The sequence below is a fragment of the Streptomyces sp. NPDC050997 genome (genome assembly GCF_040660135.1).
Taxonomy (GTDB): domain Bacteria; phylum Actinomycetota; class Actinomycetes; order Streptomycetales; family Streptomycetaceae; genus Streptomyces.
Map to the genome: position 1 here is coordinate 34,502 of NZ_JBFAGK010000004.1, position 23,962 is coordinate 58,463.

28 protein-coding genes are annotated in these 23,962 nt (G+C 71.2%); 16 read left to right on the plus strand and 12 right to left on the minus strand.

Annotated features, from left to right (window positions below; all coding sequences use genetic code 11):
• Window positions 1-154: 154 nt before the first annotated feature.
• Window positions 155-955, plus strand: coding sequence for a type II CAAX endopeptidase family protein (locus tag AB0H86_RS10080; protein WP_362435380.1), 801 nt, complete (start codon window positions 155-157; stop codon window positions 953-955).
• A gap of 5 nt (window positions 956-960) precedes the next feature.
• On the opposite strand, the gene AB0H86_RS10085 is transcribed toward AB0H86_RS10080, so the two are convergent.
• The gene (locus AB0H86_RS10085) at window positions 961-1,770 is read right to left on the minus strand and encodes a PhzF family phenazine biosynthesis protein (RefSeq protein WP_362435383.1); all 810 of its coding nucleotides are present in this window, start codon (window positions 1,768-1,770) and stop codon (window positions 961-963) included.
• A gap of 312 nt (window positions 1,771-2,082) precedes the next feature.
• Between AB0H86_RS10085 and AB0H86_RS10090 the strand changes: the two genes are divergently transcribed.
• Window positions 2,083-2,718, plus strand: a complete 636-nt coding sequence (locus AB0H86_RS10090) for a PadR family transcriptional regulator (protein ID WP_362435385.1) — start codon at window positions 2,083-2,085, stop codon at window positions 2,716-2,718.
• 93 nt (window positions 2,719-2,811) lie between these two features.
• On the opposite strand, the gene AB0H86_RS10095 is transcribed toward AB0H86_RS10090, so the two are convergent.
• Window positions 2,812-3,240: an SRPBCC family protein gene (locus AB0H86_RS10095; protein WP_362435387.1), complete on the minus strand. Its 429-nt coding sequence runs from the start codon at window positions 3,238-3,240 to the stop codon at window positions 2,812-2,814.
• A gap of 282 nt (window positions 3,241-3,522) precedes the next feature.
• On the opposite strand from AB0H86_RS10095, the gene AB0H86_RS10100 reads away from it, so the two are divergent.
• Window positions 3,523-4,059, plus strand: a complete 537-nt coding sequence (locus AB0H86_RS10100) for a Clp protease N-terminal domain-containing protein (protein WP_362435389.1) — start codon at window positions 3,523-3,525, stop codon at window positions 4,057-4,059.
• 106 nt (window positions 4,060-4,165) lie between these two features.
• A complete protein-coding gene (locus tag AB0H86_RS10105; RefSeq protein ID WP_362435392.1) occupies window positions 4,166-5,164 on the plus strand; it encodes an EamA family transporter in 999 nt (332 codons plus the stop codon).
• Window positions 5,165-5,418: 254 nt separating this feature from the next.
• Here AB0H86_RS10105 and AB0H86_RS10110 read toward each other — a convergent pair whose 3' ends face one another.
• Entirely contained in the window at window positions 5,419-6,093 is a 675-nt protein-coding gene (locus AB0H86_RS10110) for a pyridoxamine 5'-phosphate oxidase family protein (RefSeq protein WP_362435394.1), read from the minus strand.
• Window positions 6,094-6,128: 35 nt separating this feature from the next.
• On the opposite strand from AB0H86_RS10110, the gene AB0H86_RS10115 reads away from it, so the two are divergent.
• On the plus strand, window positions 6,129-7,460 hold the full coding sequence (locus AB0H86_RS10115; RefSeq protein ID WP_362435396.1) for an aminotransferase class I/II-fold pyridoxal phosphate-dependent enzyme: 1,332 nt from the start codon (window positions 6,129-6,131) through the stop codon (window positions 7,458-7,460).
• An 85-nt stretch (window positions 7,461-7,545) separates the two neighbouring features.
• On the opposite strand, the gene AB0H86_RS10120 is transcribed toward AB0H86_RS10115, so the two are convergent.
• On the minus strand, window positions 7,546-8,481 hold the full coding sequence (locus AB0H86_RS10120; RefSeq protein ID WP_362435398.1) for a DMT family transporter: 936 nt from the start codon (window positions 8,479-8,481) through the stop codon (window positions 7,546-7,548).
• Window positions 8,482-8,554: 73 nt separating this feature from the next.
• On the opposite strand from AB0H86_RS10120, the gene AB0H86_RS10125 reads away from it, so the two are divergent.
• On the plus strand, window positions 8,555-9,463 hold the full coding sequence (locus tag AB0H86_RS10125) for a LysR family transcriptional regulator (RefSeq protein ID WP_362435401.1): 909 nt from the start codon (window positions 8,555-8,557) through the stop codon (window positions 9,461-9,463).
• 103 nt (window positions 9,464-9,566) lie between these two features.
• On the opposite strand, the gene AB0H86_RS10130 is transcribed toward AB0H86_RS10125, so the two are convergent.
• Window positions 9,567-10,034, minus strand: a complete 468-nt coding sequence (locus AB0H86_RS10130) for a pyridoxamine 5'-phosphate oxidase family protein (RefSeq protein WP_362435403.1) — start codon at window positions 10,032-10,034, stop codon at window positions 9,567-9,569.
• A gap of 137 nt (window positions 10,035-10,171) precedes the next feature.
• Between AB0H86_RS10130 and AB0H86_RS10135 the strand changes: the two genes are divergently transcribed.
• Entirely contained in the window at window positions 10,172-10,822 is a 651-nt protein-coding gene (locus AB0H86_RS10135) for a cysteine hydrolase (protein ID WP_362435405.1), read from the plus strand.
• Here AB0H86_RS10135 and AB0H86_RS10140 read toward each other — a convergent pair.
• Window positions 10,809-11,282 (minus strand): Rieske 2Fe-2S domain-containing protein, encoded by a 474-nt coding sequence (locus AB0H86_RS10140; RefSeq protein ID WP_362435408.1) that lies wholly within the window; start codon window positions 11,280-11,282, stop codon window positions 10,809-10,811. The genes AB0H86_RS10135 and AB0H86_RS10140 overlap by 14 nt on opposite strands.
• 93 nt (window positions 11,283-11,375) lie before the next feature.
• On the opposite strand from AB0H86_RS10140, the gene AB0H86_RS10145 reads away from it, so the two are divergent.
• Entirely contained in the window at window positions 11,376-12,137 is a 762-nt protein-coding gene (locus AB0H86_RS10145; RefSeq protein ID WP_362435411.1) for a HipA family kinase, read from the plus strand.
• On the plus strand, window positions 12,134-12,550 hold the full coding sequence (locus AB0H86_RS10150) for a DUF3037 domain-containing protein (protein WP_362435413.1): 417 nt from the start codon (window positions 12,134-12,136) through the stop codon (window positions 12,548-12,550). Before AB0H86_RS10145 ends, AB0H86_RS10150 begins: the two co-directional genes overlap by 4 nt.
• A 20-nt stretch (window positions 12,551-12,570) precedes the next feature.
• Here the strand turns inward: AB0H86_RS10150 and AB0H86_RS10155 are convergent, their stop codons facing one another.
• A complete protein-coding gene (locus AB0H86_RS10155) occupies window positions 12,571-12,696 on the minus strand; it encodes a hypothetical protein (RefSeq protein WP_362435416.1) in 126 nt (41 codons plus the stop codon).
• 484 nt (window positions 12,697-13,180) lie between these two features.
• On the opposite strand from AB0H86_RS10155, the gene fabG reads away from it, so the two are divergent.
• The 5 genes from fabG to AB0H86_RS10180 all read left to right on the plus strand — a co-directional run bounded on the left by fabG (window position 13,181) and on the right by AB0H86_RS10180 (window position 17,998).
• Complete coding sequence (fabG, locus tag AB0H86_RS10160; protein ID WP_362435418.1) at window positions 13,181-13,942, plus strand: 3-oxoacyl-ACP reductase FabG; 762 nt, start codon at window positions 13,181-13,183, stop codon at window positions 13,940-13,942.
• 12 nt (window positions 13,943-13,954) lie between these two features.
• Window positions 13,955-14,713 carry an SDR family oxidoreductase gene (locus AB0H86_RS10165; RefSeq protein ID WP_362435420.1) on the plus strand — a complete coding sequence of 253 codons (759 nt, stop codon included), beginning with the start codon at window positions 13,955-13,957 and terminating at the stop codon, window positions 14,711-14,713.
• Between the two features lie 190 nt (window positions 14,714-14,903).
• Window positions 14,904-16,484 carry an ABC transporter substrate-binding protein gene (locus AB0H86_RS10170; RefSeq protein ID WP_362435423.1) on the plus strand — a complete coding sequence of 527 codons (1,581 nt, stop codon included), beginning with the start codon at window positions 14,904-14,906 and terminating at the stop codon, window positions 16,482-16,484.
• Window positions 16,485-16,590: 106 nt separating this feature from the next.
• Window positions 16,591-17,274, plus strand: coding sequence for a uracil-DNA glycosylase (ung, locus tag AB0H86_RS10175; protein WP_362435425.1), 684 nt, complete (start codon window positions 16,591-16,593; stop codon window positions 17,272-17,274).
• Between the two features lie 202 nt (window positions 17,275-17,476).
• On the plus strand, window positions 17,477-17,998 hold the full coding sequence (locus AB0H86_RS10180) for a hypothetical protein (RefSeq protein ID WP_362435427.1): 522 nt from the start codon (window positions 17,477-17,479) through the stop codon (window positions 17,996-17,998).
• A 20-nt stretch (window positions 17,999-18,018) separates the two neighbouring features.
• On the opposite strand, the gene AB0H86_RS10185 is transcribed toward AB0H86_RS10180, so the two are convergent.
• Both AB0H86_RS10185 and AB0H86_RS10190 read right to left on the minus strand, forming a co-directional pair.
• The gene (locus AB0H86_RS10185; protein WP_362435429.1) at window positions 18,019-18,426 is read right to left on the minus strand and encodes a hypothetical protein; all 408 of its coding nucleotides are present in this window, start codon (window positions 18,424-18,426) and stop codon (window positions 18,019-18,021) included.
• Between the two features lie 247 nt (window positions 18,427-18,673).
• The gene (locus AB0H86_RS10190) at window positions 18,674-19,186 is read right to left on the minus strand and encodes a DinB family protein (protein WP_362435432.1); all 513 of its coding nucleotides are present in this window, start codon (window positions 19,184-19,186) and stop codon (window positions 18,674-18,676) included.
• A 139-nt stretch (window positions 19,187-19,325) separates the two neighbouring features.
• On the opposite strand from AB0H86_RS10190, the gene AB0H86_RS10195 reads away from it, so the two are divergent.
• Complete coding sequence (locus tag AB0H86_RS10195; RefSeq protein WP_362435435.1) at window positions 19,326-20,231, plus strand: Gfo/Idh/MocA family oxidoreductase; 906 nt, start codon at window positions 19,326-19,328, stop codon at window positions 20,229-20,231.
• On the opposite strand, the gene lnt is transcribed toward AB0H86_RS10195, so the two are convergent.
• The 3 genes from lnt to AB0H86_RS10210 form a co-directional block, all read right to left on the minus strand.
• Window positions 20,155-21,729: an apolipoprotein N-acyltransferase gene (gene lnt, locus AB0H86_RS10200; RefSeq protein WP_362435438.1), complete on the minus strand. Its 1,575-nt coding sequence runs from the start codon at window positions 21,727-21,729 to the stop codon at window positions 20,155-20,157. The two genes, AB0H86_RS10195 and lnt, sit on opposite strands and share 77 nt — an antisense overlap.
• A 23-nt stretch (window positions 21,730-21,752) precedes the next feature.
• A complete protein-coding gene (locus tag AB0H86_RS10205) occupies window positions 21,753-22,244 on the minus strand; it encodes a nuclear transport factor 2 family protein (RefSeq protein ID WP_362435441.1) in 492 nt (163 codons plus the stop codon).
• 82 nt (window positions 22,245-22,326) lie between these two features.
• Entirely contained in the window at window positions 22,327-22,749 is a 423-nt protein-coding gene (locus tag AB0H86_RS10210; RefSeq protein ID WP_362435444.1) for an FAD-dependent monooxygenase, read from the minus strand.
• A 198-nt stretch (window positions 22,750-22,947) separates the two neighbouring features.
• Between AB0H86_RS10210 and AB0H86_RS10215 the strand changes: the two genes are divergently transcribed.
• The gene (locus AB0H86_RS10215) at window positions 22,948-23,934 is read left to right on the plus strand and encodes an LLM class flavin-dependent oxidoreductase (protein ID WP_362435447.1); all 987 of its coding nucleotides are present in this window, start codon (window positions 22,948-22,950) and stop codon (window positions 23,932-23,934) included.
• The last annotated feature ends 28 nt before the right edge of the window (window positions 23,935-23,962 follow it).

The following is a 23,962-nucleotide window of genomic DNA, read 5'->3' on the forward strand; positions in this document are numbered from 1 at the left end:
CGGAATCCGGCCGTATGGCAGGCAAGAAGGGAGGTACGCCCCCGTACGGCGTCCGTCCCCCGACGGCCTGTCGCGCACGATCTTCGTAACTACTTTCGAGACCTTAGTGGGGCGGCGGTGGGGATGCGGCGGGATTACTCAACTGGAGGCAGGTGTGCAGTCGGAGGCGGGCGCGGTGGCCGGTTCTTTTCCTCCGGAGCGGTTCTCACGACGGATCTTCCGCGATGAGACCCTGCTCGTTCTGGGGCTTTCGCTCGGTGCGAGCGGTGTGTCCGCCCTGATCAGTTTTGTCGGATCGGTCACCAAACCGGGGGGCCTGAAGGACCAGGCGGCCACCCTCAACGCCTCGGCCGCGCCGGGCCGTCCCTGGCTCGATCTCGCCTGGCAGTTGTTCGGGATCGCCTCGGCGCTGGTGCCCGTGGCGCTGGTCGCGCACTTCCTGCTGCGTGAGGGGCGAAGCCTCAGGACCCTCGGCTTCGACCGCACCCGGCCGTGGCCGGACCTGGGCCGAGGGGCCGCGGTCGCGGCGGTGATCGGCGGTACCGGTATCGCCTTCTACCTGGCCGCACGCGGTCTCGGCTTCAACCTCACGGTGGTGCCGGAGGCGCTGCCCGAGGTGTGGTGGAAGTACCCGGTGCTGATCCTGTCGGCGATGCAGAACGCGATCGTCGAAGAGGTCATCGTCGTCGGCTATCTCCTGCGCCGCCTGGGCCAGTTGGGCTGGACGGCGGGCACGGCCCTGATGGCCAGTTCCGTGCTCCGCGGCTCCTACCACCTCTACCAGGGCATCGGCGGCTTCATCGGCAACATGGTGATGGGCGTGGTGTTCGTGTACCTGTACCGCCGCTGGGGCCGGGTGGGTCCACTGGTGGTGGCGCATTCCCTGCTCGACATCGGCGCGTTCGTCGGCTACGCCCTGCTGGCCGGGAAGGTGGGCTGGCTGCCGACGGGGTGAGGCGCTCAGGCGAGCAGGTCCCCCTCGATGACGGTGACCGCGCGACCGCTCAGCAGGGTGCGCTCGCCGCGCAGCTCGGTGTGGACGCGGCCGGAGCGCGGGGAGGCCTGCAGGCCGGTGAGCTCGGTGCGGCCGAGGCGTTCGGACCAGTACGGGGCGAGGGTCGTGTGGGCGCTGCCGGTGACCGGATCCTCGTCGATGCCGACGTTCGGGAAGAAGCAGCGGGAGACGAAGTCGTAGCCCCGGGTGGGGTCTTCGGCGCGGGCGGTGGCGATGATGCCGCGCTCGGAGAACGCGCCCAGTGACCTGATGTCCGGCCTCAGGGCGTGCACCGTCCTCTCGTCGGCGACCTCGACCAGCAGGTCGCCGACGTTCGGGCCGGTGTCGAAGACGGCGAGCGGCTCGGTGCCGAGAGCCTCGGCCACTCCGTCCGGGAGCTCCACGGGGGTGAGCGTCGCAGTCGGAAAGTCCAGGGTGATCGAGCCGTCCTCGCTGAGCGTGGCGTTCAGGACCCCGCTGCGGGTGGCGAACCGCACCGGGCCCTCGTGGGCGCCGGTGGAGTACAGGACGTGGGCCGTGGCGAGCGTGGCATGGCCGCACATGTTGACCTCGGCGGCCGGGGTGAACCAACGCAGCGCCCAGTCGGCCGGACCGCCCTCGGGCAGCGGGTGGGCGAACGCGGTCTCGGCGTGATTGACCTCCAGGGCCACCTGCTGAAGCCGTTCGTCGTCCGGGAAGGCGTCGAGGAGCAGGACCCCGGCCGGGTTGCCGGTGAAGGGGCGGTCGGTGAAGGCGTCGACGATTCGGATCCGCATGCCTCGACGCTAGAGGCTCGGCGAAGCCCCGGACCAAGGCCAATTCCCGGACGGTGGACCGATTTACGGCCTCCGCCAGGCGGGTTGCGCGGCGCGGTCCACGCTGAGCTGCCGGCAGCGGCACTGGCAGCAGCTCTGGCAGCAGCGCCGGCGACGCACCTCGGCGTACGTCGAGGCTCCGTCCGAGGCGCGGATCTCGTCCCCCCGGCACGTGCCGCACCGGTTGCGTTGCGTCAGGGGGTTGTCATCCGAACAGTCCCGATATATCGTTGAGGCATCGCGACAGATCAACGATGGAATGGAGTGATTGGGATGCGCACCCACGGATACGAGCGTGGACATGGACGTCGACAGGATGGTCCGGGCCGCCGTGGCGGGGACGGCTTCGACGGGCGGAGGGCTGCTTTCGGGCCCTTCGGGCCGGGTGGACCCGGTGGTCCCGGCTTCGGTGGCCCCGGCTTCGGGCCGGGACCCTGGGGGCCCAGGGGTCGGGGCGGACCGCGGGGGAGGGCGCGGCGCGGTGATGTGCGCGCGTCGATCCTCGCCCTGCTGAAGGACCGGCCGATGCACGGTTACGAGATGATCCAGGAGATCGCCGAGCGCAGCGGCGGGGCGTGGAAGCCCAGCCCGGGCTCGGTGTACCCCACCCTCCAACTGCTGGAGGACGAGGGGCTGATAGTCAGTGAGTCGGAGGGCGGCAAGAAGCTGTTCGCGCTCACCGACGCCGGTCGCACCGCGGCCGACGAGGGCCCCGACGCGCCCTGGGAGGAAGCCTCCCGCGGTGTCGACTGGGAAGCACTCGGTGAGATCCGTCAGGCCGGCTTCGGTCTGATGGAGGCCTTCGGGCAGGTCTGGAAGACGGGCAGCAAGGAGCAGCGCGAGAAGGCGCTCTCCGTCATCAACGAGGCCCGCAAGAAGCTGTATCTGATCCTCGCCGACGAGGGCTGACCGCCGTACGGCGAAGCAGGGGCGCCCCGTGGAGGAATCCGCGGGGCGCCTTCGCGTTCCCGAAGGGTGCGGCGGTCAGGCGCCGGTCCGCTGTCAGACGACCAGGCCTGCCAGCTTGCGCAGCGACTCGTTCAGGGCGGCCGTGGCCGAGTCCTTCAGCTTGCCCGCCATCAGCGAGACCGCGGCACCGGTGAACTCGCCGTCGATCCGTACGGTCGTCGCGTCGCCCTCGGGGGTCAGGGTGTAGCGGTTGGCGACGATCACCGACATCGGGCCCTTGCCGCGGACGGCGAACAACCGGGCCGGCTCGAGTTCCTCGATGGTCCACTCGATCTCGGCCGGGAACCCCATGAGCTTCATGTTCTCCTGGAACGTCCCGCCCACGGCGAGGGTCTCCGGGCCGCCCTTGGGGAAGCTGGTGTGGGTCGCGTTCCACTCGCCGTACGCGGACCAGTCGGTCAGCCGGGCCCAGACCTTCTCCGCGGGTGCCTCGATACGTGCCTCCGCGCTGACTTCGGCCATGCGACCACCTCTTCGTGTCGGGCTACGGTGTCGCGGAACGTAGCCGCAGGGCCTGGAACATTCAATACTGATGAACCGTCAGGAAATGTCGATGAGCAGACCCGCGGGCGGCCGTGGTCGCGTTCGGGGTGCGGGGCAAGGCGGCGCGCCCGCTCGGGGATAAACGGCGTGATCTCATCCGTGAGGAGGAGATTCCGGCATGCGGGGTCCCCTTCCTGTCGGACGCGAAGATGCTTCCTTTCGCGGATGCCCCGATACCGGGGGACTGGTGGGATGGGGGATGTGCAACCCCGTACCCCCCGGCGTTCGGCCCACGAGCCCGACAGCCGGCCCCTGGTCCGCCCGGACGACGATGTCAGGCTCAGCGCCGAGCTGTCAGCGGTGGTCTCCGGTGCCCGCCGCAGAGCGGTCCGGGACGGGGACCGGCAGATCGACACCGCCCATCTGCTGCACTCGCTCCTGGAGTCGGACCCCGAGGTGCGGTCCGTCTTCGACGGTGAACCGCAGCTCGCCCGCCTGATGGGCTACCTCGTGCAGCGCAGCATCGGCTACGGACTGCGCTGGCAGGGCAGCGTCGAGGACTCCGGTGCCCTGCCCGTGGTGATCCGCGCGGAGGGCTACTCCCCGCTGGCCGGCGGGGCGATGGAGTACGCCCGGGCACGGGCCGGCCGCCGCGGCGGACCCACGCTCGGCATCGACCTGCTCGCCGCGATCCTCGTCGACCCGGAGGCGCGGGCCGTCGAGGTACTGGAGCGCGCCGGGATCGACGCGCACGTGGTGTTCGTCCGGGTCGACAGTCGCTTACGGCGGACCGGCTGAGCGGGTCGGTCGCGCGACCGGCGGACCGGGGAGCGTCCCGTTCCAGTCGGTGAGACAGGTGTGAACGAGCGTGACGCTCATGTCATCGCCTGCCATCATGTGACGGGTGCATACGTCTGAGAGCAGTCAGAGCCACCAGGGCAGAGGCGTGGGGCTCGGTCTCGCGGTGGCGTCCGCACTCGCCTTCGGCGGATCCGGAGTCGCGGCCAAACCGTTGATCGAGGCGGGACTCGACCCGCTCCACGTGGTGTGGCTGCGGGTGGCGGGCGCCGCCCTGCTGATGCTGCCGGTCGCCGTCCGCCACCGCGCGCTGCCGCGTCGCCGTCCCGCCCTGCTCGCCGGGTTCGGACTACTCGCCGTGGCCGGTGTCCAGGCCTGCTACTTCGCCGCGCTGTCCCGGATCCCCGTCGGGGTCGCGCTGCTCGTCGAGTACCTCGCGCCGGCGCTCGTGCTCGGCTGGGTGCGGTTCGTGCAGCGGCGGCCGGTGACGCGGGCCGCCGCGCTCGGGGTGGTCCTCGCGGTCGGCGGGCTGGCCTGTGTCGTCGAGGTCTGGTCCGGCCTGAGCTTCGACGTCCTCGGCCTGCTGCTCGCGCTCGGGGCCGCCTGCTGCCAGGTCGGCTACTTCGTGCTGTCCGACCAGGGCAGCGATTCCGGCGACCAGGCGCCCGACCCGCTCGGGGTCATCGCGTACGGCCTCCTCGTCGGCACCGCCGTGCTGACCGTCGTCGCGCGGCCCTGGGGCATGGACTGGTCCGTCCTCGCGCACACCACGGACATGGGCGGCACCCCGGTCGCGGCCGGGGTACTGCTGGGCTGGATCGTGCTCGTCGCCACCGTCCTCGCGTACGTCACCGGGGTGCTGTCGGTACGCCGGCTCTCCCCGCAGGTCGCCGGCGTCGTGGCCTGCCTCGAAGCGGTCGTCGCGACCGTGCTCGCCTGGGTTCTGCTCGGCGAGCACCTTTCGGCGCCGCAGATCATCGGTGGTGCGGTGGTGCTCGCCGGCGCGTTCATCGCGCAGTCGTCCGCGCCCGCCAAGAACTCCGTCGAACCGGTGGCCGGCGGTGGCGGCGAAAAGGAACTGTCGGCCCGCGGGACCGCCGCCTAGGGCTGCCGATCATGCGTTCCGGGGCACTCGTTCTGCCGCCGCCCGCCTTCTGAGGCGGGCCTCCGAAAAGCACCTCCGGCGCCCTGTCGGGCAGCACGGTGCAGCACGCGGAGGAAGTCCGTGGACCCCGCCGAGCGGGGGGCTTCCCGAACTTCCGCGCCCGAACTTCCGCGCCCGAGCCTCTGCGTCCGAGCCTCCGCGCCCGATCTTCCGCGCTCGGGCGCGTCTGCGGGACGGCCCCGTCCGAGTTCACCTCACCCCAGGTAGTCCGGGAGTTCGGTGCCGGGGGCCAGGTCGGCGTCCGCGACCGGAGTGTCGTAGCCCTTGCGCAGCGGGACGACGCCGGCCCAGTGGGGGAGGGCCAGGTCCTCAGGTTCGTCGTTGACACCGCCGGTGCGCAGTTTGGCGGAGACCTCGTTCAGGTCGAGGCGGATCACCGCGGTGGCGGCCAGCTCCTTCTTGTTGGCGGGCCGGGAGTCGGCGGCCCGCCCGGGGACGACGTTGTCGACGAGCGCGTCCAGGACGGCCCGCTTCTCCTCGGGGTCGGTCACGTCGTGGGCGACGCCGTGCACCACCACGGAGCGGTAGTTGATCGAGTGGTGGAAGGCCGAGCGGGCCAGGATCAGCGCGTCGACGTGGGTGACGGTCACGCACACCGGCAGTCCCGGGTCGGCCTGCCCCGTCATCCGCAGCGGACGCGAGCCCGTCGAGCCGTGCAGGTAGAGCCGCTCGCCGACCCGGGCGTACAGCGTGGGCAGGACGACCGGCGCGCCGTCGCGGACGAAGCCGAGATGGCAGACGTAGCCCTCGTCGAGTATCGCGTGCACGACGTCTTCGTCGTACGAGGCCCGGTCGGGGGAGCGCGTGGGGACGGTGCGGTCGGTGGGGGTGTAGGCGGCGGGTGTCGTCGGCTGCGGGGTCCCCTGCATGGCGCTCTCCATTGCACTAGTGCATAATTGGCTTTGTGCTAGAAGAATATCGGATCGAAGGTCGACGTGCGGCGGAGATTTCGGCGAGCATCGAGCGCGCGGTGGGGGACGGACAGCTGGAACCCGGTCAACTTCTGCCGCCCATGCGGGAGTTGGCGACAGATCTGGCGGTTAATCCGAACACCGTCGCGGCCGCCTACCGCATCCTGCGTGAGCGCGGAGTCATCGAGACCGCCGGGCGCAGGGGAAGCCGGGTGCGGCCCAGGCCGGCCACCACCGGGCGCCAGCGCATCCGGGCGGACGCCCCGGCGGGCGTGCGGGACGTGGCCGACGGCAACCCGGACCCGGCGCTGCTGCCGTCCCTGGCGAAGGCGTTCGCGGCGGCCGGCGAACAGGGGGACCGGGAGCCCGTCCTCTACGGAGACGCCCCCGTCGAACCGGGGCTGGAACGGATCGCGCGGGCCGGTCTGGACGCCGACGGTGTGCCGGACGGCCCTCTCGCCGTCCTCTCCGGCTCACTGGACGCGATCGAGCGTGTGCTGGCGGCCCATCTCAAACCCGGGGACACCGTCGCCCTGGAGGATCCCGGCTGGGGCAGCCTGCTCGACCTCGTCCCGGCCCTCGGGCTGCGCACGGCCCCGGTGGGCGTCGACGACGAGGGGCCGCTTCCCGACGACGTACGGCGTGCCCTGGGAGCCGGGGCGCGGGCACTCATCGTCACCGACCGGGCCCAGAACCCCACGGGCGCCTCGGTGAGCGCCACGCGCGCGCGTGCCCTGCGGTCCGTTCTCCGGGAGTACCCGGAGATCCTGCTGATCGAGGACGACCACGGCAACGGAATCGTCGACCTGCCCCTGCATCCCCTGGCCGGCACCACCCACACCTGGGTCTTCGTGCGCTCGGTCGCCAAGGCCTACGGCCCCGACCTGCGGCTCGCCGTGCTCACCGGGGACCCCGTCACGCTCGACCGGGTGCGCGGCCGGCAGCGGCTCGGCCCGGGCTGGGTCGGCCGGGTCCTCCAGCGGGCCGTGCTGCGGCTGTGGTCCGACGGCGCGCTGGACCCGGCGGCGGTGGCGGCGGCCTACCGGGAGCGCCGGGACCTGCTGATCGACGCGCTCGCGGAGCGCGGGGTGCGGGCCTACGGCCGCTCCGGTCTGAACATCTGGATTCCGGTGCCCGACGAGACCGGAGCCGTCTCCCGACTGCTGCACGCCGGCTGGGCGGTCGCGCCCGGCGCACGCTTCCGGCTGAGCGCACCCCCCGGCATTCGGGTCACCGTGGCGACCCTCACCCCGGAGGAGACCGGACCGCTGGCGGACGCGATCGCCTCCGCCATTGGACCGGGCCTCGTCCGGAGCTATGCCTGATGAGGCACATCCGTGTGGATTCGGGCTGATCCCGGCGGACCCTGGCCCGGGATCGGTCTCTCTGTCTCTCTGTCGGTCTGTCGATTCAGGGACTGGTCCTCGGCTTCGCCCGGGTGAGCGCCGCGCCCGCCAGGACGATCGCCGCGCCGATCGGTGTCGACCAGCTCAGCGACTCACCGAGGATCGCGACACCGGCGGCCGTCGCGATGACCGGGATGAAGTACGTGACCATCTGCGCGGTCGTCGGGCCGATCTCGGCGACGAGGCCGTACTGGATCAGAAGGGCAAGTCCCGTGCCGAGCGTGCCCAACGCGGCCGTCGCCAGCAGCGGGACGACCGGGAAGTGGCTCGGTGCGCTGGTGAACAGCGGGGTGACGACCGCCAGTTGCAGCGTGGCCAGCAGCAACTGGGCGCCGGTCAGCGACAGGTTCGAGTGGCTGGAGCCGGCCAGGGTGCGACGGACGTAGATCCAGCCGATCGGGTAGCTGAGCGAGGCCAGCAGGGCCATCGCCGTGCCCGTGGCGTCCAGGCCGTGGAAGCCCTGCCAGGCGCCGAGCACCGTCAGGACGCCCGCGAACCCGAGGCCGAGACCCGTGACCCGGGTCCTGGTCGGCCGGTCCTCGGAGAGCGCGACCAGGGAGAGCGCCATGCCCCACAGTGGTGAGGTCGCGTTGCAGATGCCGGCGAGGGTGGACGGGATCGTCAGCTCCGCGTAGGCGAACAGGGAGAACGGCAGCGCGTTGAGGAGGAAGGCGGCGACCGTCAGATGCGCCCACGTGCGGGCGCCCCGCGGAAGCCGCTCCCGCCTGACCGTCATCGCCGCGGCGAGCACCGCCGTGCCGAACACGAGACGGCCGAGCGTGACCTGGAAGGGGGCGTAGCCCTCCGTGCCGACCTTGATGAGCAGGAAGCTGAAACCCCAGATCAGCGAGCAGGCGCCGAAGCGCAGCCGCCAGTCCAGGACGGGGCGGGGGCCGGAGACGGTCGTGGTGGGGGCCGAGGCGGAGTTGACGGTGGTCATGCGTGAACGATGGCGCGCCCGATCTCGTAGCACAAGCAAGATTTTTCGAGCGATATCTCGTAGTATTGCTTACATGTTGAACCTGGAGCGCCTGCGCACCCTCGACGCCCTCGCCCGGCACGGCTCGGTCAGCGGCGCGGCCGAGGGGCTGCACATCACGACGTCGGCCGTCTCGCAGCAGATGTCCAAACTGGAGCGCGAGATCGGCCAGCAGCTGCTGGCCAAGAACGGCCGGGGGGTGCGGCTCACGGACGCGGGCCGGCTGCTCGCCGAGCACGCGGCGCGCATCCTGTCGCAGGTCGAACTCGCCCAGTCCGATCTGGAGGCCCAGCGCGGACAGGTCGTCGGCGAGCTGCGGCTGGTGGCGTTCCCCACCGCACTGCGGGGGCTGTTCCCCGAGGCGCTCACCGCGCTGCGCACCGACCATCCGGCGCTGCGCGTGCGCTCGCGGGAGCTGGAACCGGAGACCGGGGTGAACGCCGTGCTCCGGGGCGACGCCGACCTCGCGGTCGTCCTGGACTGGTACAACAAACCGCTGCCCATGCCCCAGGGGCTCGCCAAGGCGTCGATCCTCGACGATCCCGTGGAGATCGCCATGGCCGAGGGACACCCGCTCGCCGACCGGGACGAGATCGACCTGGAGGACTTCGCGGACGACGAGTGGGTCGCCTGGAACGAGGGCGAGTTCTGTCACGAGTGGCTTCTCTACACGCTGCGCGCCAAGGGCATCGAGCCCCGGATCGCCCATCGCGCCGAGGAGCACCACACCCAACTCGCCCTGGTCGCGGCCGGGCTGGGCGTCTGCGTGGCCCCCCGCCTCGGCCGCGACCCGATGCCGAAGGGGGTGCGGGCCGTGCCGTTGCGGCATCGCGTCCACCGGTACATCTACGCGGTATGGCGCGCGGACGCCGACCGCCGCCCGTCCATCCGGGCGGCGGTCGAGGCACTACGGACGGCGGCCTCGAAAATCGACATCGACTGAGAACCCCTGTCGAAGAGGCCGCCGAACAGGCCACCGGAGAAGCCCGCCGAGAATGCCGGGCTACGTCGTGCTACGCCGCGCTACGTCGCATCGCTACGTCGCCCTACGCCGGGCCCAGCTTCCGGAAGTCCCAGGAGACGATCTTCTCCGGCGTCAGCCGCACCCACGCGTGCCGACCGTCGTGCGGCATCTCCTCCAGGCGGAAGTTCTTGCGGGCGAACAAGGTCTCCGGGAGGTCGAGTTCCGCGCACAGTTCCCCGGTGCGCGGGGCCTCGCCGACGAAGTCCACCGCCCCGGACAGCTCCACGCCGCGCAGCTCGTCGTACTCCTCACCCGTGTCGACCACTATCGCGACCCGCGGATCGCGCCGCAGATCGGTCCACCGCTTGCTGCGCACCACCGAGTAGAGCCACATCGAGGTGCCGTCCCACGCGAACCAGAGCGTGCTCACGTGCGGGGCGCCGTCCACGGACACGGTGGCCACCCGGCAGGTGCGCTGACTGGTCAGGAACTCGTCCAGCTCCCCCGGCGTCATCATGATCTTCCGGCCGCGGCGCTGAGTAACGGTCATTCGTGCCCCCCTCTTTCTCTCACGTCGTGTCAGAGGAGATCCTCTGACATCACGTCAGAAAAGGATGGGTCGTCTTCCGTCCCCACGCAATGGTGGCTAGTCTCACCCGCCCACACCGTCGGCGACCAGGGGGAGCCGTGCCGTCGTACGAACAGCTCAGCGAACTGCTCGATCCCGCGACCACGGTCCTGCTCACCGTCGAGTGCCAGCAGGGCGTCGTCGGACCCGACAGCGCCCTGCCCGAACTCGCCGAGGAGGCACGCTCCTCGGGCGCCCTCGGCAATGTCGCCCGGCTGGTCGCCGCCGCGCACGAGAGCGGCGTCCAGGTGATCCACGCGATCGCCGAGCGCCGCCCGGACGGACGCGGCGCGAGCCGCAACGCCCGGCTCTTCCGCGCCGTCGAACGGCTGCCCGTCCAGCAGCTGCCGGGCAGCACGGCGGTCCGGGTGGCGGCCCCGATCGAGGTCGCCGAGCAGGACCTGGTCGTACGACGGCTGCACGGGCTGTCGCCGATCCAGGGCACCGAGACCGACGCACTGCTGCGCAACCTGGGCTGCCGGACACTGGTCGTGACCGGCGTGTCCGCCAACGTGGCGGTACCCAACGCCGTCTTCGACGCCGTCAACCGCGGCTACACGGCCGTCGTACCGACGGACGCCATCGCCGGAGTGCCCTCTGCCTACACCCCGGCGATGATCCGCAACACCCTCGCGTTGGTCGCCACGGTCGCGACCACGGACGAGGTGCTGGCCTGTCTGAAGAGCGCGCCCCGGGTCAGGCGAGCTTGATCGAGTCCCCGTCCACGCTGATCTGCTTGGCGGCCAGCGGCTCGGTCGCGGGGCCCTTCTTCACGCTGCCGTCGGTGACGGAGAACTGGCTTCCGTGGCAGGAACAGGACAGAACATCGTCCTTGAGATCCGTCATCGGGCAGTCCCTGTGCGTGCAGATGGTCGAGAACGCCTTGTAGTCGCCCGCCGTCGGCTGCGAGACGACCACCTTCTCGTCGCTGAAGACCTTGCCGCCGCCCTCCGGGATGTCGGCGGTCTTCGCGAGCGCGGTGCCGGTGCCGGCACCGGCACTGGAGCTCGCGCCGGTGTTGGCGTCGGCGCCCTGTTCGGTGGACGAGCCGGACGCGTCGTCGTCCGACCCGCAGGCGGTCAGCGCGACGGCGAGCCCAGCCGCGCCCAGACCCGCCACGACGGTACGGCGGCTGGGAGCCGGAACGGGGTGGTGCGATTCGCTGGCCATGCTGACGATCCCTTCAACGACTACCTCGTGAACTGCCCAGAGGTACGGGCCCGGAGTGCCGGTTGTTCAGCCGCACCCCAGTAACCTGGGGCGATGCTCAAGGAAGTCACCGCGACCCGCTACATCACGCCCCTGCGTGAGGGCGGCTCGCTGCCGGGGCTCGTCGAGGCCGACGACCACGGGACGTACGTCATGAAGTTCACCGGCGCCGGGCAGGGCCGCAAGACACTGGTCGCCGAGGTGGTGTGCGGGGAACTCGCCCGACGCCTCGGCTTCAGGGTGCCACGGCTGGTGACCGTCGACCTCGACCCGGACCTCGGCCTCGGTGAACCCGACCCGGAGGTGCAGGGGCTGCTCAAGTCCAGCGGCGGCACCAACCTCGGCATGGACTTCCTCTCCGGCGCCCTCGGCTACGACCCCCTCGCCTTCGCGGTGAGCCCCGAGGAGGCCGGGCGGATCGTGTGGTTCGACGCCCTGGTGAACAACGTCGACCGCTCCTGGCGCAACCCCAACCTGCTGCGGTGGCAGGGCGAGGTGTGGCTCATCGACCACGGCGCGACCATGATCTGGCACCACAACTGGCCCGGCGCCGAAGCCTCCGCGGCCCGTCGCTACGACGCCTCTGACCACGTGCTGAGCCCCTTCTCGCCGGATGTCGCCGCGGCCGCAGCCGCGCTGGCGCCGCTGGTCACCGAGGAACTCCTCGCCGAGGTCACCGCCAAGATCCCGGACGTGTGGCTCGCGGACGAGCCCGGTTTCGAGACGCCGGACGACCTCCGGCGGGCCTACGCGAGACCGCTTCTCGCGCGGGCCGCCGTCGTCCACGACCGCGTCGATGTCGGAGGATCCAAGTGAGCGAGCGCCACATCATCAAGGGGGGCCGCCGCGGCGACCGCGAGGTCTTCGAGTACGCGTTGCTGCGGATCGTGCCCCGCGTCGAGCGCGGTGAGTGCGTCAACGCCGGGGTGCTCGTGTACTGCCGGGCCAAGGCGTACGTCGGCGTGCGCACCCACCTCGACGAGGCGAAGCTGCTGGTCCTCGACCCGGACGTGGACGTGCCCGGCGTACGGGCCGCACTGCGTGCAGTGGAGGGCGTCTGCGCGGGCGGGGAGGCCGCGGGGCAGGCCGCGCCCGATGACGCCGGACGCCGCTTCCGCTGGCTGATCGCTCCACGGTCGACGATCGTCCAGCCCGGGCCCGTACACACCGGCCTGACCACCGACCCGGCCGCGGAGGCCGACCGACTCCTCGGCCTGCTGGTGCGGTGACGAAGCCCGCGACACCGCCCTCAGGCCCGGCGCCGCTTCACCACGAAGCCGGTCGCGAGGACCCCGCCGGCGACGAGGGCCAGGCCGATGCCGGCGTCCCAGCCGTGCGGCCCGGAGTCGGACGCGCCACCCAGGCCGCCGCGCACGGCACGCGTCGGGGTGACGGCCGTCGGAGTCGCGGAACCGCGGGGAAGGGTGGTCGAGGAGATGACGGGGCGGCGGGGCAGCGCCTCTCAGGCGATGCCGTCGTCCGGGCCCAGATCCTGGGCGTGGGCGGTGTCGGCCGACGGCACTATCGCGGCGAGCGCGATCAGCGCGCCTATGGCACCGGGACGACGGCGCATGGAGCGCCTCCTTTCCGGCCGCGAGTGGCCCGCGCTCCGGCGCTATGGGCCATATGGCGCAGAGGCGTGCGGTGCGGGCCCGAACGGGTGCTTCCGGTGGCCTTCGGTGCGGGACGATGGCGGGTGGGCGGGGCCCGCCCAGGGGTCGGCCACGCAGGTAATGGATCACACGTACCCGACCTGCCGTTGACACCGGGTGCCAGGGCTTCTAGCGTCACGTCTGCTGAAGGTACTAAGCGGTCGCTCACTTGATGGGCGTCCTTCTCGAGGGCGAGGAGAACCAGCAATGTCCACCACTGAGCAGCGGGTCGCCGTGGTCACCGGCGGAGCGCGCGGCATCGGTGCCGCCACCGCCGTACGACTGGCCGCCGAGGGTCGCGCGGTCGCCGTGATCGACCTCGACGAGGCGGCCTGCAAGGACACCGTTGAGAAGATCACCGCGGCGGGCGGCAGGGCGATCGCGGTCGGCGCGGACGTCTCCGACGAGGCTCAGGTCGAGGCGGCCGTAGCGCGCGTCGTCGCGGAGCTCGGCGCCCCGACGATCCTGGTCAACAACGCGGGCGTGCTCCGCGACAACCTGCTGTTCAAGATGAGCGTCGCCGACTGGGACACCGTCCTGAACGTGCACCTGCGCGGCTCCTTCCTGATGACCAAGGCCGTCCAGAAGCACATGGTGGACGCCGGCTTCGGCCGCGTCGTCAACCTCTCCTCGTCCTCCGCGCTCGGCAACCGCGGCCAGGCCAACTACTCAGCCGCCAAGGCCGGTCTGCAGGGCTTCACCAAGACCCTGGCCGTCGAGCTCGGCAAGTTCGGCGTCACCGCCAACGCCGTCGCACCCGGCTTCATCGCCACGGACATGACCGCCGCGACGGCCGCCCGGGTCGGCATGGGCTTCGATGAGTTCAAGGCCGCGGCCGCCACCCAGATCCCGGTGGCCCGGGTCGGCGAGCCCGACGACATCGCCAATGCCATCGCCTTCTTCACGAACGAGGCCGCAGGCTTCGTCTCCGGCCAGGTGCTGTACGTGGCCGGCGGACCGCTCGACTAGGGGCTCGGGAACATGACTTCGGTGGAACTCTCCGGCAAGGTCGCGCTCGTCACGGGCGCCAGCCGCGGCATCGGTTACGGCGTCGCGGAGGCGCTCGTCGCGCGCGGCGACCGCGTCTGCATAACCGGGCGGAACGAGGACGCCCTCAAGGAGGCCGTCGAGCAGCTCGGCGCCGACCGGGTCATCGGCGTCGCGGGCAAGGCGCACGACATGGCTCACCAGGCCGTCGCGGTCGAGCGCACGATGGAGGCCTTCGGCCGCGTCGACTTCCTGGTCAACAACGCCGGTACGAACCCGGTGTTCGGGCCGATCGCCGACCTCGACCTGGACGTCGCCCGCAAGGTGTTCGAGACCAACGTGGTCTCGGCGCTCGGCTTCGCGCAGAAGACCTGGCACGCCTGGCAGAAGGACAACGGCGGCGCGATCGTCAACATCGCCTCTGTGGCGGGCGTCTCCGCCTCGCCCTTCATCGGCGCCTACGGCATCAGCAAGGCCGCGATGATCAACCTGACCCTCCAGCTGGCGCACGAGTACGCGCCCAAGGTGCGGGTCAACGCGATCGCCCCGGCCGTCGTGAAGACCCATTTCGCGAAGGCCCTGTACGAGGGCCGGGAGGCGGAGGCCGCCGCGGCCTACCCCCTGGGCCGGCTCGGGGTGCCCTCCGACATCGGCGGCACCGCCGCCTTCCTCACCTCGGACCAGTCCGACTGGATCACCGGCCAGACCCTCGTCGTGGACGGCGGCATCTTCCTGAACGCCGGTGTGGGCTGACCTTCGGCACCTTGACACGGGCGCTCGTTGACGAAAACGGCGCCCGTGTCGAGTGCGCGAGCTTCACAGGACGATGACAACGTCGTCATCCAAATATCGATCAAGAAGGGGTTTGACGAGGAGGTTCACGGCCCGTGACGCTGCGGTATGGTCTGCCGACCCTTGGTACGGCCGATCGAGGAGCGTGCGCGTGTTCAACCGGAACCGATGCCTGCGACAGGTGGCGGCCATCGCCTCCATATCGTCCCTGGCCACCGGCTGCGGTGCCCTGTCGCCCGGCTCCTCCGACGACGACGGGCCGATCGTGGTGGGCACCACCAGCGCGCCCAGCACGCTGGACCCGGCCGCTTCCTGGGACGGCTCCTGGGAGTTGTTCCGCAACATCTACCAGACGCTGCTGGCCTACCCGAACGGCGCGACCACGCCGCAGCCGGACGCCGCCCAGAACTGCGCGTTCACCGACAGCACCAACCAGACGTACCGCTGCGTGCTGCGCCCGGACATGACGTTCTCCGACGGGCACCCGCTGGACGCCCAGGCGGTCAAGTACTCGATCGACCGGATCAAGGCCATCAAGGCACCCAGTGGTCCCGCCGGACTTCTGGGCAGCCTGGACCGGGTGCAGGCGCTGGGGGAGCGCGAGGTCGTCTTCCACCTCAGCCAGCCCGACGCCACGTTCCCGTTCGTGCTCGCCACCCCGGCGATGTCGATCGTCGACCCCGAGGACTACCCGGCCAGATCCCTCCGTGAGGACGGCGAGGTGTCCGGGTCCGGACCGTACGCCCTCACGTCGTACGAGGAGGGCAAGAAGGCCGAGCTCGTCGGAAACAAGAGCTACAAGGGCTTCGCGAAGCGCAAGAACGACGCGGTGACGATCCGCTACTTCCAGGACTCGTCGTCCATGGTCAAGGCACTGCGGGACCAGCAGATCGACCTCACCTACCGCGGCCTCGCCGCCGACGACATCGTCTCCCTCGAGAGCGACAAGGACGAGAACCTCCAGCTGGTCAAGGGCTCCGGCATCGACATCAGCTATCTGGTGTTCAATCCGAAGGACCCGTGGGCGAAGAAGCCCGCCGTGCGCAAGGCCGTGGCCCAGGTCATCGACCGGGCGGCGATCGCGCACAAGGTCTACAAGGACACCGTGGACCCGCTGTACTCGATGGTCCCGAAGGGCCTCACGGGCCACACCACCGGCTTCTTCGACGACTTCGGCAACCCCAGCACCTCCAAGGCCCACCAGCTTCTCGCCGACGCGGGCATCACCGAACGCGTCCCGCTCACCCTCTGGTACACGACCGACCGCTACGGCTCCGAGACCGCCCTGCAGTTCCAGGAGCTCAAGCGGCAGTTGGACGATTCGGGCCTCTTCACGATCACTCTGAAGAGCCGCCCCTGGAAGACCTACGTCGAGGGCTACCAGAAGGGCGAGTACCCGGTGTTCGGGCGCGGCTGGTTCCCCGACTTCCCGGACGCGGAGAACTTCATCGCCCCGTTCGTGGGGGACGAGAACGCGCTCGGTACGCCCTACCCGGCGCCCAGGATCACCGGCGTACTGCTGCCCCGCTCGCGCGGTGAGAGCAACCGGGCCGACGTGGAGAAGGACTTCGAGGAGGCCCAGCAGATCCTCGTCGACGACGCGCGGCTGCTGCCGCTGTGGCAGGGCCGGCAGTATGTGGCGGCGAGCGAGGACATCTCGGGCGCGGAGCGGGCCCTGGACCCGTCGACGATCATGACCGTGTGGCAGCTGTACCGGAAGACCAGCTGGTAGGGGCGGTTTCGTCGTCCCCGGCGGCGATTGTCAGTGCCCGCCTGTAGGTTCTGTGGCCTGGACGTGACCGCACGTCGTAGTGACCGCACACCGTAAGGACGTTGACGTGACCGACACCGCCATGCTGCCCGAGTCCTGGCGCGGGGTTCTGGGCGACGAGCTCCAGCGGCCCTACTTCAAGGAGCTGACGGAGTTCGTCGAGGAGGAGCGGGCGAAGGGTCCCGTGTACCCGCCGCGCGAGGAGGTCTTCGCCGCGCTGGACGCGACGCCGTACGAGCGGGTGAAGGTCCTGATCCTCGGTCAGGACCCGTACCACGGCGAGGGCCAGGGGCACGGCCTGTGCTTCTCGGTGCGCCCCGGAGTGAAGACCCCGCCGTCCCTGCGCAACATCTACAAGGAGATGCAGGCGGAGCTGGGTCTGCCCGTTCCGGACAACGGATATCTGATGCCCTGGGCCGAGCAGGGCGTCCTGCTGCTCAACGCGGTGCTCACGGTCCGTGCGGGTGAGGCCAACTCGCACAAGGGCAAGGGGTGGGAGAAGTTCACGGACGCGGTGATCCGCGCGGTGGCCGACCGGCCCGACCCGGCGGTCTTCGTGCTGTGGGGCAACTACGCGCAGAAGAAGCTCCCGCTGATCGACGAGACTCGGCACGTGGTGGTCAAGGGCGCGCACCCCTCCCCGCTGTCGGCGAAGAAGTTCTTCGGCTCCCAGCCGTTCACGCGGATCAACGAGGCGGTGGCGCGGCAGGGGCACGAGGCGATCGACTGGCGCGTCCCGAACCTGGGCTGACCGGTACCGGGGCGGTCGCTCATCTCCGGACCGGCCTTGTCCGTACCGATCTTGTCCGTACCGACCACCGCCGTACGACCACCCGGGCCGACCACCGCCGGGCCGGTTCCGGCCGGGCCCGGCCCGGTGCCGCCTGACCGGGTTTGTCAGTGCCTGCGGTTAGCGTCGGGAGGGACAGCTCGGCGAGTGGGCGGAGGACGCGGTGGCGGAGCGACAGGGACAGACGGCCGCGGATGCCGTGATGACCCGGATCGGGCAGGTCGTCATCCTGCATCACGCGGGCGATCGCGAGGAGGCCCGGCACCGCTTTTTGGACCTGTGGGCGGAGATCGGGGAGGACGGCGATGCGCTGCACCGCTGCACCCTGGCGCACTACCTGGCCGACACCCAGGACGATCCGTTCGACGAACTCGCCTGGGACCTAAGGGCGTTGACGGCCGCGGAGGAGTTGACGGACGACCGGCTCGCCGACCACGAGGGGGCGCTCGCGGTGCGGGCGCTCTACCCCTCGCTGCACCTGAACCTGGCGGCGGACTATGTGAAACTCGGCCGCTCCGAGGCTGCCCGCACCCATCTGCGCCGGGCCCGAAGAGCGTCCGACGCGCTGGCGGACGACAGCTACGGCGACGGGGTGCGGGCGGCGATCAGCCGACTGGAGCTGCGGCTGGGGGAGGGGGACTCCGGCGGAGGGGGAACCTGGGGCCCGCCGAGGCAGCGGCCCTGAGCCAGGTGCGGGCGGGATGCTCAACGCCCGTACGTCTGCTCGCAGATCGTCGACTCCGGACTGCCCGCCCGCCAGCCGCCGTACTTCTTGCCGAGGGCGCAGACGTCCTGCTGGTTCTGGGGAATCGTCCTGGGCACGTCGGGAATCTCGGCGCGCGGTTGCAGGGGGTGCCCGGCGGCGGGGTGGCGGGGCTGGGGGCGACGGGGTTCGGGGCGGACCGGTTGCGGGCGGGGCGGCTGCTGCCATGTCCTTGCCGGGGCCGGCGGGACCGCGGCCGCGGGCGACGAGGGCGCGGCAGGTTTCGGGCGGCGGGACGGGCCGATCATTTCCAGGGCCTCACGGGCCGGCGCCTGCACCTCCTGCTGCTCCGCCCGGCCGTCGGACCGGGGGGCCGACGGCCCGGACGGCGCCGCGGGAGGGCCGGACACGGGTGGACGCTGGACCGTCACACAACCCGCGAGGGCCGAGACAGCCACGGTGACCAGGAGCGTTGCGGTGGTCGTCGTTCGATGCACGCGCGCAACTCTGCTGGGTCGGACAGCCTTTGGACAGCGGACAAGCGGAGGATGCCCCGCACGGGTGATCTCCGGCCCCATAAGGCGGGTTCGAGCCCGCCGCCGCTGACTTCCGCCGAGGAGACGCGCGTGACGCGCGTGACGCGCGGCGCCCCCGGCGTCAGTCTCCCTTCGCGCCGTCGAGGCGCTCGCGTACCAGGTCGGCGTGGCCGTTGTGGCGGGCGTACTCCTCGATCATGTGGGTGTAGATCCAGCGCAGGTTGAAGGGCTCGTCGGTGCGCCGGCTCTTGCCCTGGGAGAAATCGTCCAGGGCGAAACCGGCCGCGTTGCGCCGGGCGATCTCGATCTCGGCCTGCCAGGTGGCGTGGGCCTCTTCCCAGGTGTCCGCCTCGGTGAGATGGAACTCGCCGTCCGGGTCCTCGTCGGTGTAGTAGATCGGCCCGGGGGCGTCGCCGACCAGCACCTTGCGGAACCAGCCCCGCTCGACCTCCGCCATGTGCCGGACGAGTCCCATCAGGGACAGCTCGGACGGCGCCACCGAAGTGGTCCGGAGCTGGGCGTCGGTCAGACCCTCGCACTTCCACGCCAGGGTCTGCCGGTGGTAGTCCAGCCAGCCCTCCAGCATGGTGCGTTCGTCGGCGTTCAGGGCGGGTTCACTGCGTGGCGTCGTCATGCACGCATCATCACCCGACTCGTCTTCTCCCACCACGCGTTTTCAGGTCCGCCCTCACCGGCCGGTGGCCACGGCAGCCGCCGTATGCTGCCGTGGAGGCAAGCGCGGGCAAGCGCAGGCAAGCAGTGAAGGAGTCCCCGTGAAGGTCGGCTGCATCGGGCTGGGCGACATCGCGCAGAAGGCCTACCTGCCGGTGCTCGGCGGGCAGCCCGGGGTCGAACTGCATCTGCAGACCCGTACCCCCGCGACGCTCGCCCGGGTCGCCGACGGCCTCCACCTCCCCGCGGCCCAGGCCCACACCGACCTGGACTCCCTCCTCGCACAGGACCTCGACGCCGCCTTCGTGCACGCGCCGACCGCCGTGCACCCCGAGATCGTGACGCGGCTGCTGGCGGCGGGCGTGCCGACGTACGTCGACAAGCCGCTGGCGTACGAGCTCGCCGACTCCCAGCGGCTGGTGGCCCTCGCGGAGGAGCGGAACGTGGGCCTGGCCGTCGGGTTCAACCGGCGCCACGCCCCCGGATACGCGCAGTGCGCCGATCATCCGCGCGAGCTGATCCTGATGCAGAAGAACCGGATCGGGCTGCCGGAGGAGCCGCGCGCGATGATCCTCGACGACTTCATCCACGTCGTGGACACGCTCCGGTTCCTGGTGCCCGGCCCGGTCGACGACATCACCGTGCGCGCCCGGGTCGAGGACGGGCTGCTGCACCACGTCGTGCTCCAGCTCGCCGGGGACGGCTTCACCGCGCTCGGGGTGATGAACCGGCTCAGCGGCTCGGCCGAGGAGATCCTGGAGGTGTCCGGGCAGGACACCAAGCGTCAGGTGGTCAACCTCGCCGAGGTGATCGACCACAAGGGCCAGCCGACGGTGCGGCGGCGCGGGGACTGGGTGCCGGTGGCCCGGCAGCGCGGCATCGAGCAGGCGGTGCTCACCTTCCTCGACGCCGTCCGCGCGGGCAAGGTGCTCAGCGCCCGGGACGCGCTGGCGACTCATGAGCTGTGCGAGCGGGTGGTACGTGCGGTTCAGGAGCGAGGCGCCTGATCCGCAGCGTCCGCACCCCCTCGGTGACGGCCCACGCGGCGAGCACCAGCAGCGCCGCGTGCACCGGCCAGTCGCCGAGGCGCACGTACGGGGTGACGCCCGTCGCCAGCGGTACGTCGTACACCCGGGCGGTGCTGCTGTCGGTCCCGAGCCATGAGCCGACAGGCCGGCCGTTCGCGTCGTAGACGGCGGACACGCCCGTCAGTGTCGCGTGCACCATGGGGCGGCCCGTCTCGGCGGCGCGCAGCGCGGCGAGCGAGGCGTGCTGTTCCGGGGCCCAGCTGTGCTGGAACGACGAGGTCGACGACTGGCCGACCAGTACGTCGGCGCCGTCCTCGGCGAGATGGCGGGTCATGTCGGGGAAGGCGGTCTCGAAGCACACCATCGGGCCGATCCGCAGCCCGTGCCCGACGTTCATCACCACCTGCCGGGAGCCCTGCCTGCGGTCCTCGCCCGCCGCCTTGCCGACGGAGGTCGCCCAGCCGAGCAGCGAGCGCGCCGGGATGTACTCGCCGAAGGGGACGAGCCGCATCTTGTCGTAGCGATCGCCGGTGAGACCGTCCGCACCGACGAGGACCGAACTCTTGTAGATGCCGGGTTGGTCGGAGCGCCGGGCGTCCACGTTGACCAGGATGTCGGCGCCGGTCTCACGGGAGAGCGTCGCGATCCGCCGGGCGAGGCCGGGACGGTCGTCCAGGTCGTAGCCGACGCTGCTCTCGCCCCACACGATCAGGTCGACGTCCTGTCCGACCAGCCGCCGGGTCAGCCGCTCCTCCAGGTCGAACCGGCGGTCGGGGCCCTTGGCACCGTCCACGACGCCCGCCTGGACGACCGCGATCCTGGTCCGGCCGTCGGTGTCGGGGCGCGGTGACCAGACCCAGGCCGCCGAGGCCGCGGCGGCCGTGGCCACGAGCCCGGCCAGGGCAGGCAGCCTGGACTCACGGATCACGAGGAGAACGGCGACCGCCACATTGACGGCCACCACCAGGAAGCTGAGCAGCCACACCCCGCCCACCGAGGCCAGCCGCAGCGCCGGTTCCACCTCCCACTGACTGGCGCCCAGCACGCCCCACGGGCCGCCCAGCCCCTGCCAGGAGCGCACCAGCTCGACCCCGAGCCACCCCGACGGCAGGACGACAAGGCCGGCCGCGATCCTGCCCCGCGAGGGCGTCCGGGCCAGGAACCGGCGCACCAGCCAACCCCAGGGCCCCCACAGCGCGCCCAGCAGCGCGGCGATGACGAACGTGAACACGTTCAGGAAAGGCAACAGCCAGTGGTGCATCGCCAGCATGAAGCCGAATCCGCCGCACCAGCCGTCGTACGCCGCCCGTTTCCCGGTCGGCGCCGAGCGGACCAGCACGATCCAGGGGACGAGGGCGACGTAGGCGAACCACCACAGCGACGGGGCGGGAAACGCGAGCACGGGCAGGGCACCCGCCAGCGCCGCGACGATAGAGCGCCGCCACGGGGAGGCCAGCCAGTGGCCGAACGAAGTCATACGGCGCTCCTACCCTGTGGAGCTCAATTGATCACAGGTGCCGGGGCCCGGCCGGGCAGGCGCCGCCACTTCTCCCGGACGACCACCTCGCGCAGCCGCCATCCGTCGTCGGTGCGCAGCAGCCCGAAGGCGTACCGGCCGCCGCACACGAAGTCGGGGGCACCCGGGCCGGTGCCGTCGCCCTCCTCGGCGAGGCGCATGGGGTTGACGTAGTCGGCCTGGACCTGGGCCGTGTCCCCGGTGTCCTGGTTCAGGGTACCGAAGCGCAGCCGACGGTTGACGATCAGATGCTGGCGCATCGTGAACACCCGCATGCTCTCCGCGAGCCACGTGGCGACGTTCCCCGCCTCCCCCTCGATTCCACCGGCCGACCGGTAGTCCGCCCGCCCGTCGGAAGTGAACAGACCTCGGTACGCCGACCAGTCACCGTCGTCCACGGCCACGGCGTAGTCGGTGATGAGTCCGTCGACGGCCAGTCGGTCCATCACGGCGGCAAGCTCCACACGCTGCGTCATCGGCTCAGTGTTGGGCATGGCGGGGGCGGCGCCAAGGGGGCGCGGGGGAAGAACACCGGCCGACCGCCGACCGGGGGGCCGGTCACGACGGCGCCTGATCGTCGAGGACGTCGGCCGCCCACGCGGTCGCCTGAGGCATGAACACGTTCTCGGCCGCGCGGGCCGCCATCCGGGCGTTCCGCGCCCGGGCCTCAGGCCCGTCCGGGAGGTGGAAGTCCTCGCCCGCCCGCGCGGAACCGGCCTGCATGCCCGTGGCGACCGCCAGCCGCCGGCGCACGTACCGGTCGAGCGCGTCGGGCACCTCGGCCGACGTCGCACCCGCGAGGACATCGCCGAGCACGGCCGCGTCCATGATCGCCTGCGCCGCGCCCTGGGCCTGGATCCCGACACCGACCTCGATGAACCGTGACGTCTGCTCGACCAGCGTGACCTCATGGCCGGCGCGGCGCAGGCTCAGCGCCGCCATCAGTCCTCCGATGCCCGCCCCTACGACGATCGCTCTCATGCCACGGCGTCATGTCGCCCCGGTCGAGCACCTTCGACACACTCGTGACCCTCGCGCGCCCCGTGGTCGACCGCCGGCTCGGGCAGGGTATCGAACCCAACTTCCTTGCTGTACGGGGTATTTCGGCCCATGTCGTGCGGCGATCGCGACCGCCGTCCGGTCGGACGGGCGCTGATCGACGCTTCCTATACTGACCGAATGATCAGCATTCCGCTCAGCGCGCTCGAGGTCGCCATGGTCCAGGCGGGCGCCTCAGCCGCAGACACGTTACGAGACACCGCCGAGTTCGCCAGACGCGTCGAAGAGCTCGGCTACTGCAGACTCTGGTACGCCGAGCACCACCACTCTCCGGCCATCGGAGCGTTCCCGCCCGTCGTCCTGACCGCTCACGCGGCCGCGTTGACGTCGTCCATCCGTCTCGGGTCCGGGGGAGTCCTCGCGCCCAACCACGCCCCGATCATGCTGGCGGAGCAGTTCGGCACGCTGGCCGCACTGCACGAGGACCGGATCGACCTGGGTATCGGCCGTGGCCCGGGCACCTTCGACGAGTCCACGGCGCGGGCCCTGCGGCGGGGGGCCGGCCCGACAACGGACGACGAATACCGGGACGATGTGTCAGCGACACTGCGTTTCCTGGTGGACGAGGTCGCGCTCGGTCCGCTCCCGGAGCCGTGGATGCTGTCATCGAGCCCGGCCGGTGCCGCGCTGGCCGCGGAACTCGGACTGCCGATCGCCTTCGCCCATCACATTCGTCCCGACAACACTCTCGCCGCCCTCGACCACTACCGCGAGCATTTCTCCCCCTCCCGCTGGTGTGCGCGTCCCCGCGTGCTGGTCTGCGTGGAGACGGTGTGCGCCGAGACGCAGCAGGAGGCAGCCCGGCTCGCCGGCCCGATGGAGGTCGTCAAGTCCCGACTCCTCAAGGGTCGAGGCGACATCCCCTTCCCCACGCCCGACGAGGCGGCGGCCCACTCGTTCGCCCCGGACGAGGCACGGGCGCTGGCGGGCTTCCGCGCCCAACAGGCTCATGGCACACCCGAGACCGTGGCGAAGCGCCTGACGGACCTCGCGGACGTGACACGCGCGGACGAACTGATGCTGGTGACACCCGTCTACGCGTTGGCCGACCGCTTGAGATCGTACGAACTGGTCCGACAGCACACCGTGGTGCCGACGGCGTCGTAGCGACGCCCGCCCCGTGGATCGACCACGG

Bases quoted from the DNA above. Each gene is read 5' to 3' on its own strand.
- AB0H86_RS10120 (WP_362435398.1), bottom strand. From the start codon at position 8,481: ATGACCACCGTCAACTCCGCCTCGGCCCCCACCACGACCGTCTCCGGC.
- AB0H86_RS10090 (WP_362435385.1), top strand. From the start codon at position 2,083: ATGCGCACCCACGGATACGAGCGTGGACATGGACGTCGACAGGATGGT.
- AB0H86_RS10205 (WP_362435441.1), bottom strand. From the start codon at position 22,244: ATGACGCAGCGTGTGGAGCTTGCCGCCGTGATGGACCGACTGGCCGTC.
- AB0H86_RS10095 (WP_362435387.1), bottom strand. From the start codon at position 3,240: ATGGCCGAAGTCAGCGCGGAGGCACGTATCGAGGCACCCGCGGAGAAG.
- AB0H86_RS10210 (WP_362435444.1), bottom strand. From the start codon at position 22,749: ATGAGAGCGATCGTCGTAGGGGCGGGCATCGGAGGACTGATGGCGGCG.
- AB0H86_RS10110 (WP_362435394.1), bottom strand. From the start codon at position 6,093: ATGCAGGGGACCCCGCAGCCGACGACACCCGCCGCCTACACCCCCACC.
- AB0H86_RS10145 (WP_362435411.1), top strand. From the start codon at position 11,376: ATGCTCAAGGAAGTCACCGCGACCCGCTACATCACGCCCCTGCGTGAG.
- AB0H86_RS10215 (WP_362435447.1), top strand. From the start codon at position 22,948: ATGATCAGCATTCCGCTCAGCGCGCTCGAGGTCGCCATGGTCCAGGCG.
- AB0H86_RS10130 (WP_362435403.1), bottom strand. From the start codon at position 10,034: ATGACCGTTACTCAGCGCCGCGGCCGGAAGATCATGATGACGCCGGGG.
- AB0H86_RS10085 (WP_362435383.1), bottom strand. From the start codon at position 1,770: ATGCGGATCCGAATCGTCGACGCCTTCACCGACCGCCCCTTCACCGGC.
- AB0H86_RS10125 (WP_362435401.1), top strand. From the start codon at position 8,555: ATGTTGAACCTGGAGCGCCTGCGCACCCTCGACGCCCTCGCCCGGCAC.
- fabG (WP_362435418.1), top strand. From the start codon at position 13,181: ATGTCCACCACTGAGCAGCGGGTCGCCGTGGTCACCGGCGGAGCGCGC.
- AB0H86_RS10190 (WP_362435432.1), bottom strand. From the start codon at position 19,186: ATGACGACGCCACGCAGTGAACCCGCCCTGAACGCCGACGAACGCACC.
- AB0H86_RS10140 (WP_362435408.1), bottom strand. From the start codon at position 11,282: ATGGCCAGCGAATCGCACCACCCCGTTCCGGCTCCCAGCCGCCGTACC.
- lnt (WP_362435438.1), bottom strand. From the start codon at position 21,729: ATGACTTCGTTCGGCCACTGGCTGGCCTCCCCGTGGCGGCGCTCTATC.
- AB0H86_RS10165 (WP_362435420.1), top strand. From the start codon at position 13,955: ATGACTTCGGTGGAACTCTCCGGCAAGGTCGCGCTCGTCACGGGCGCC.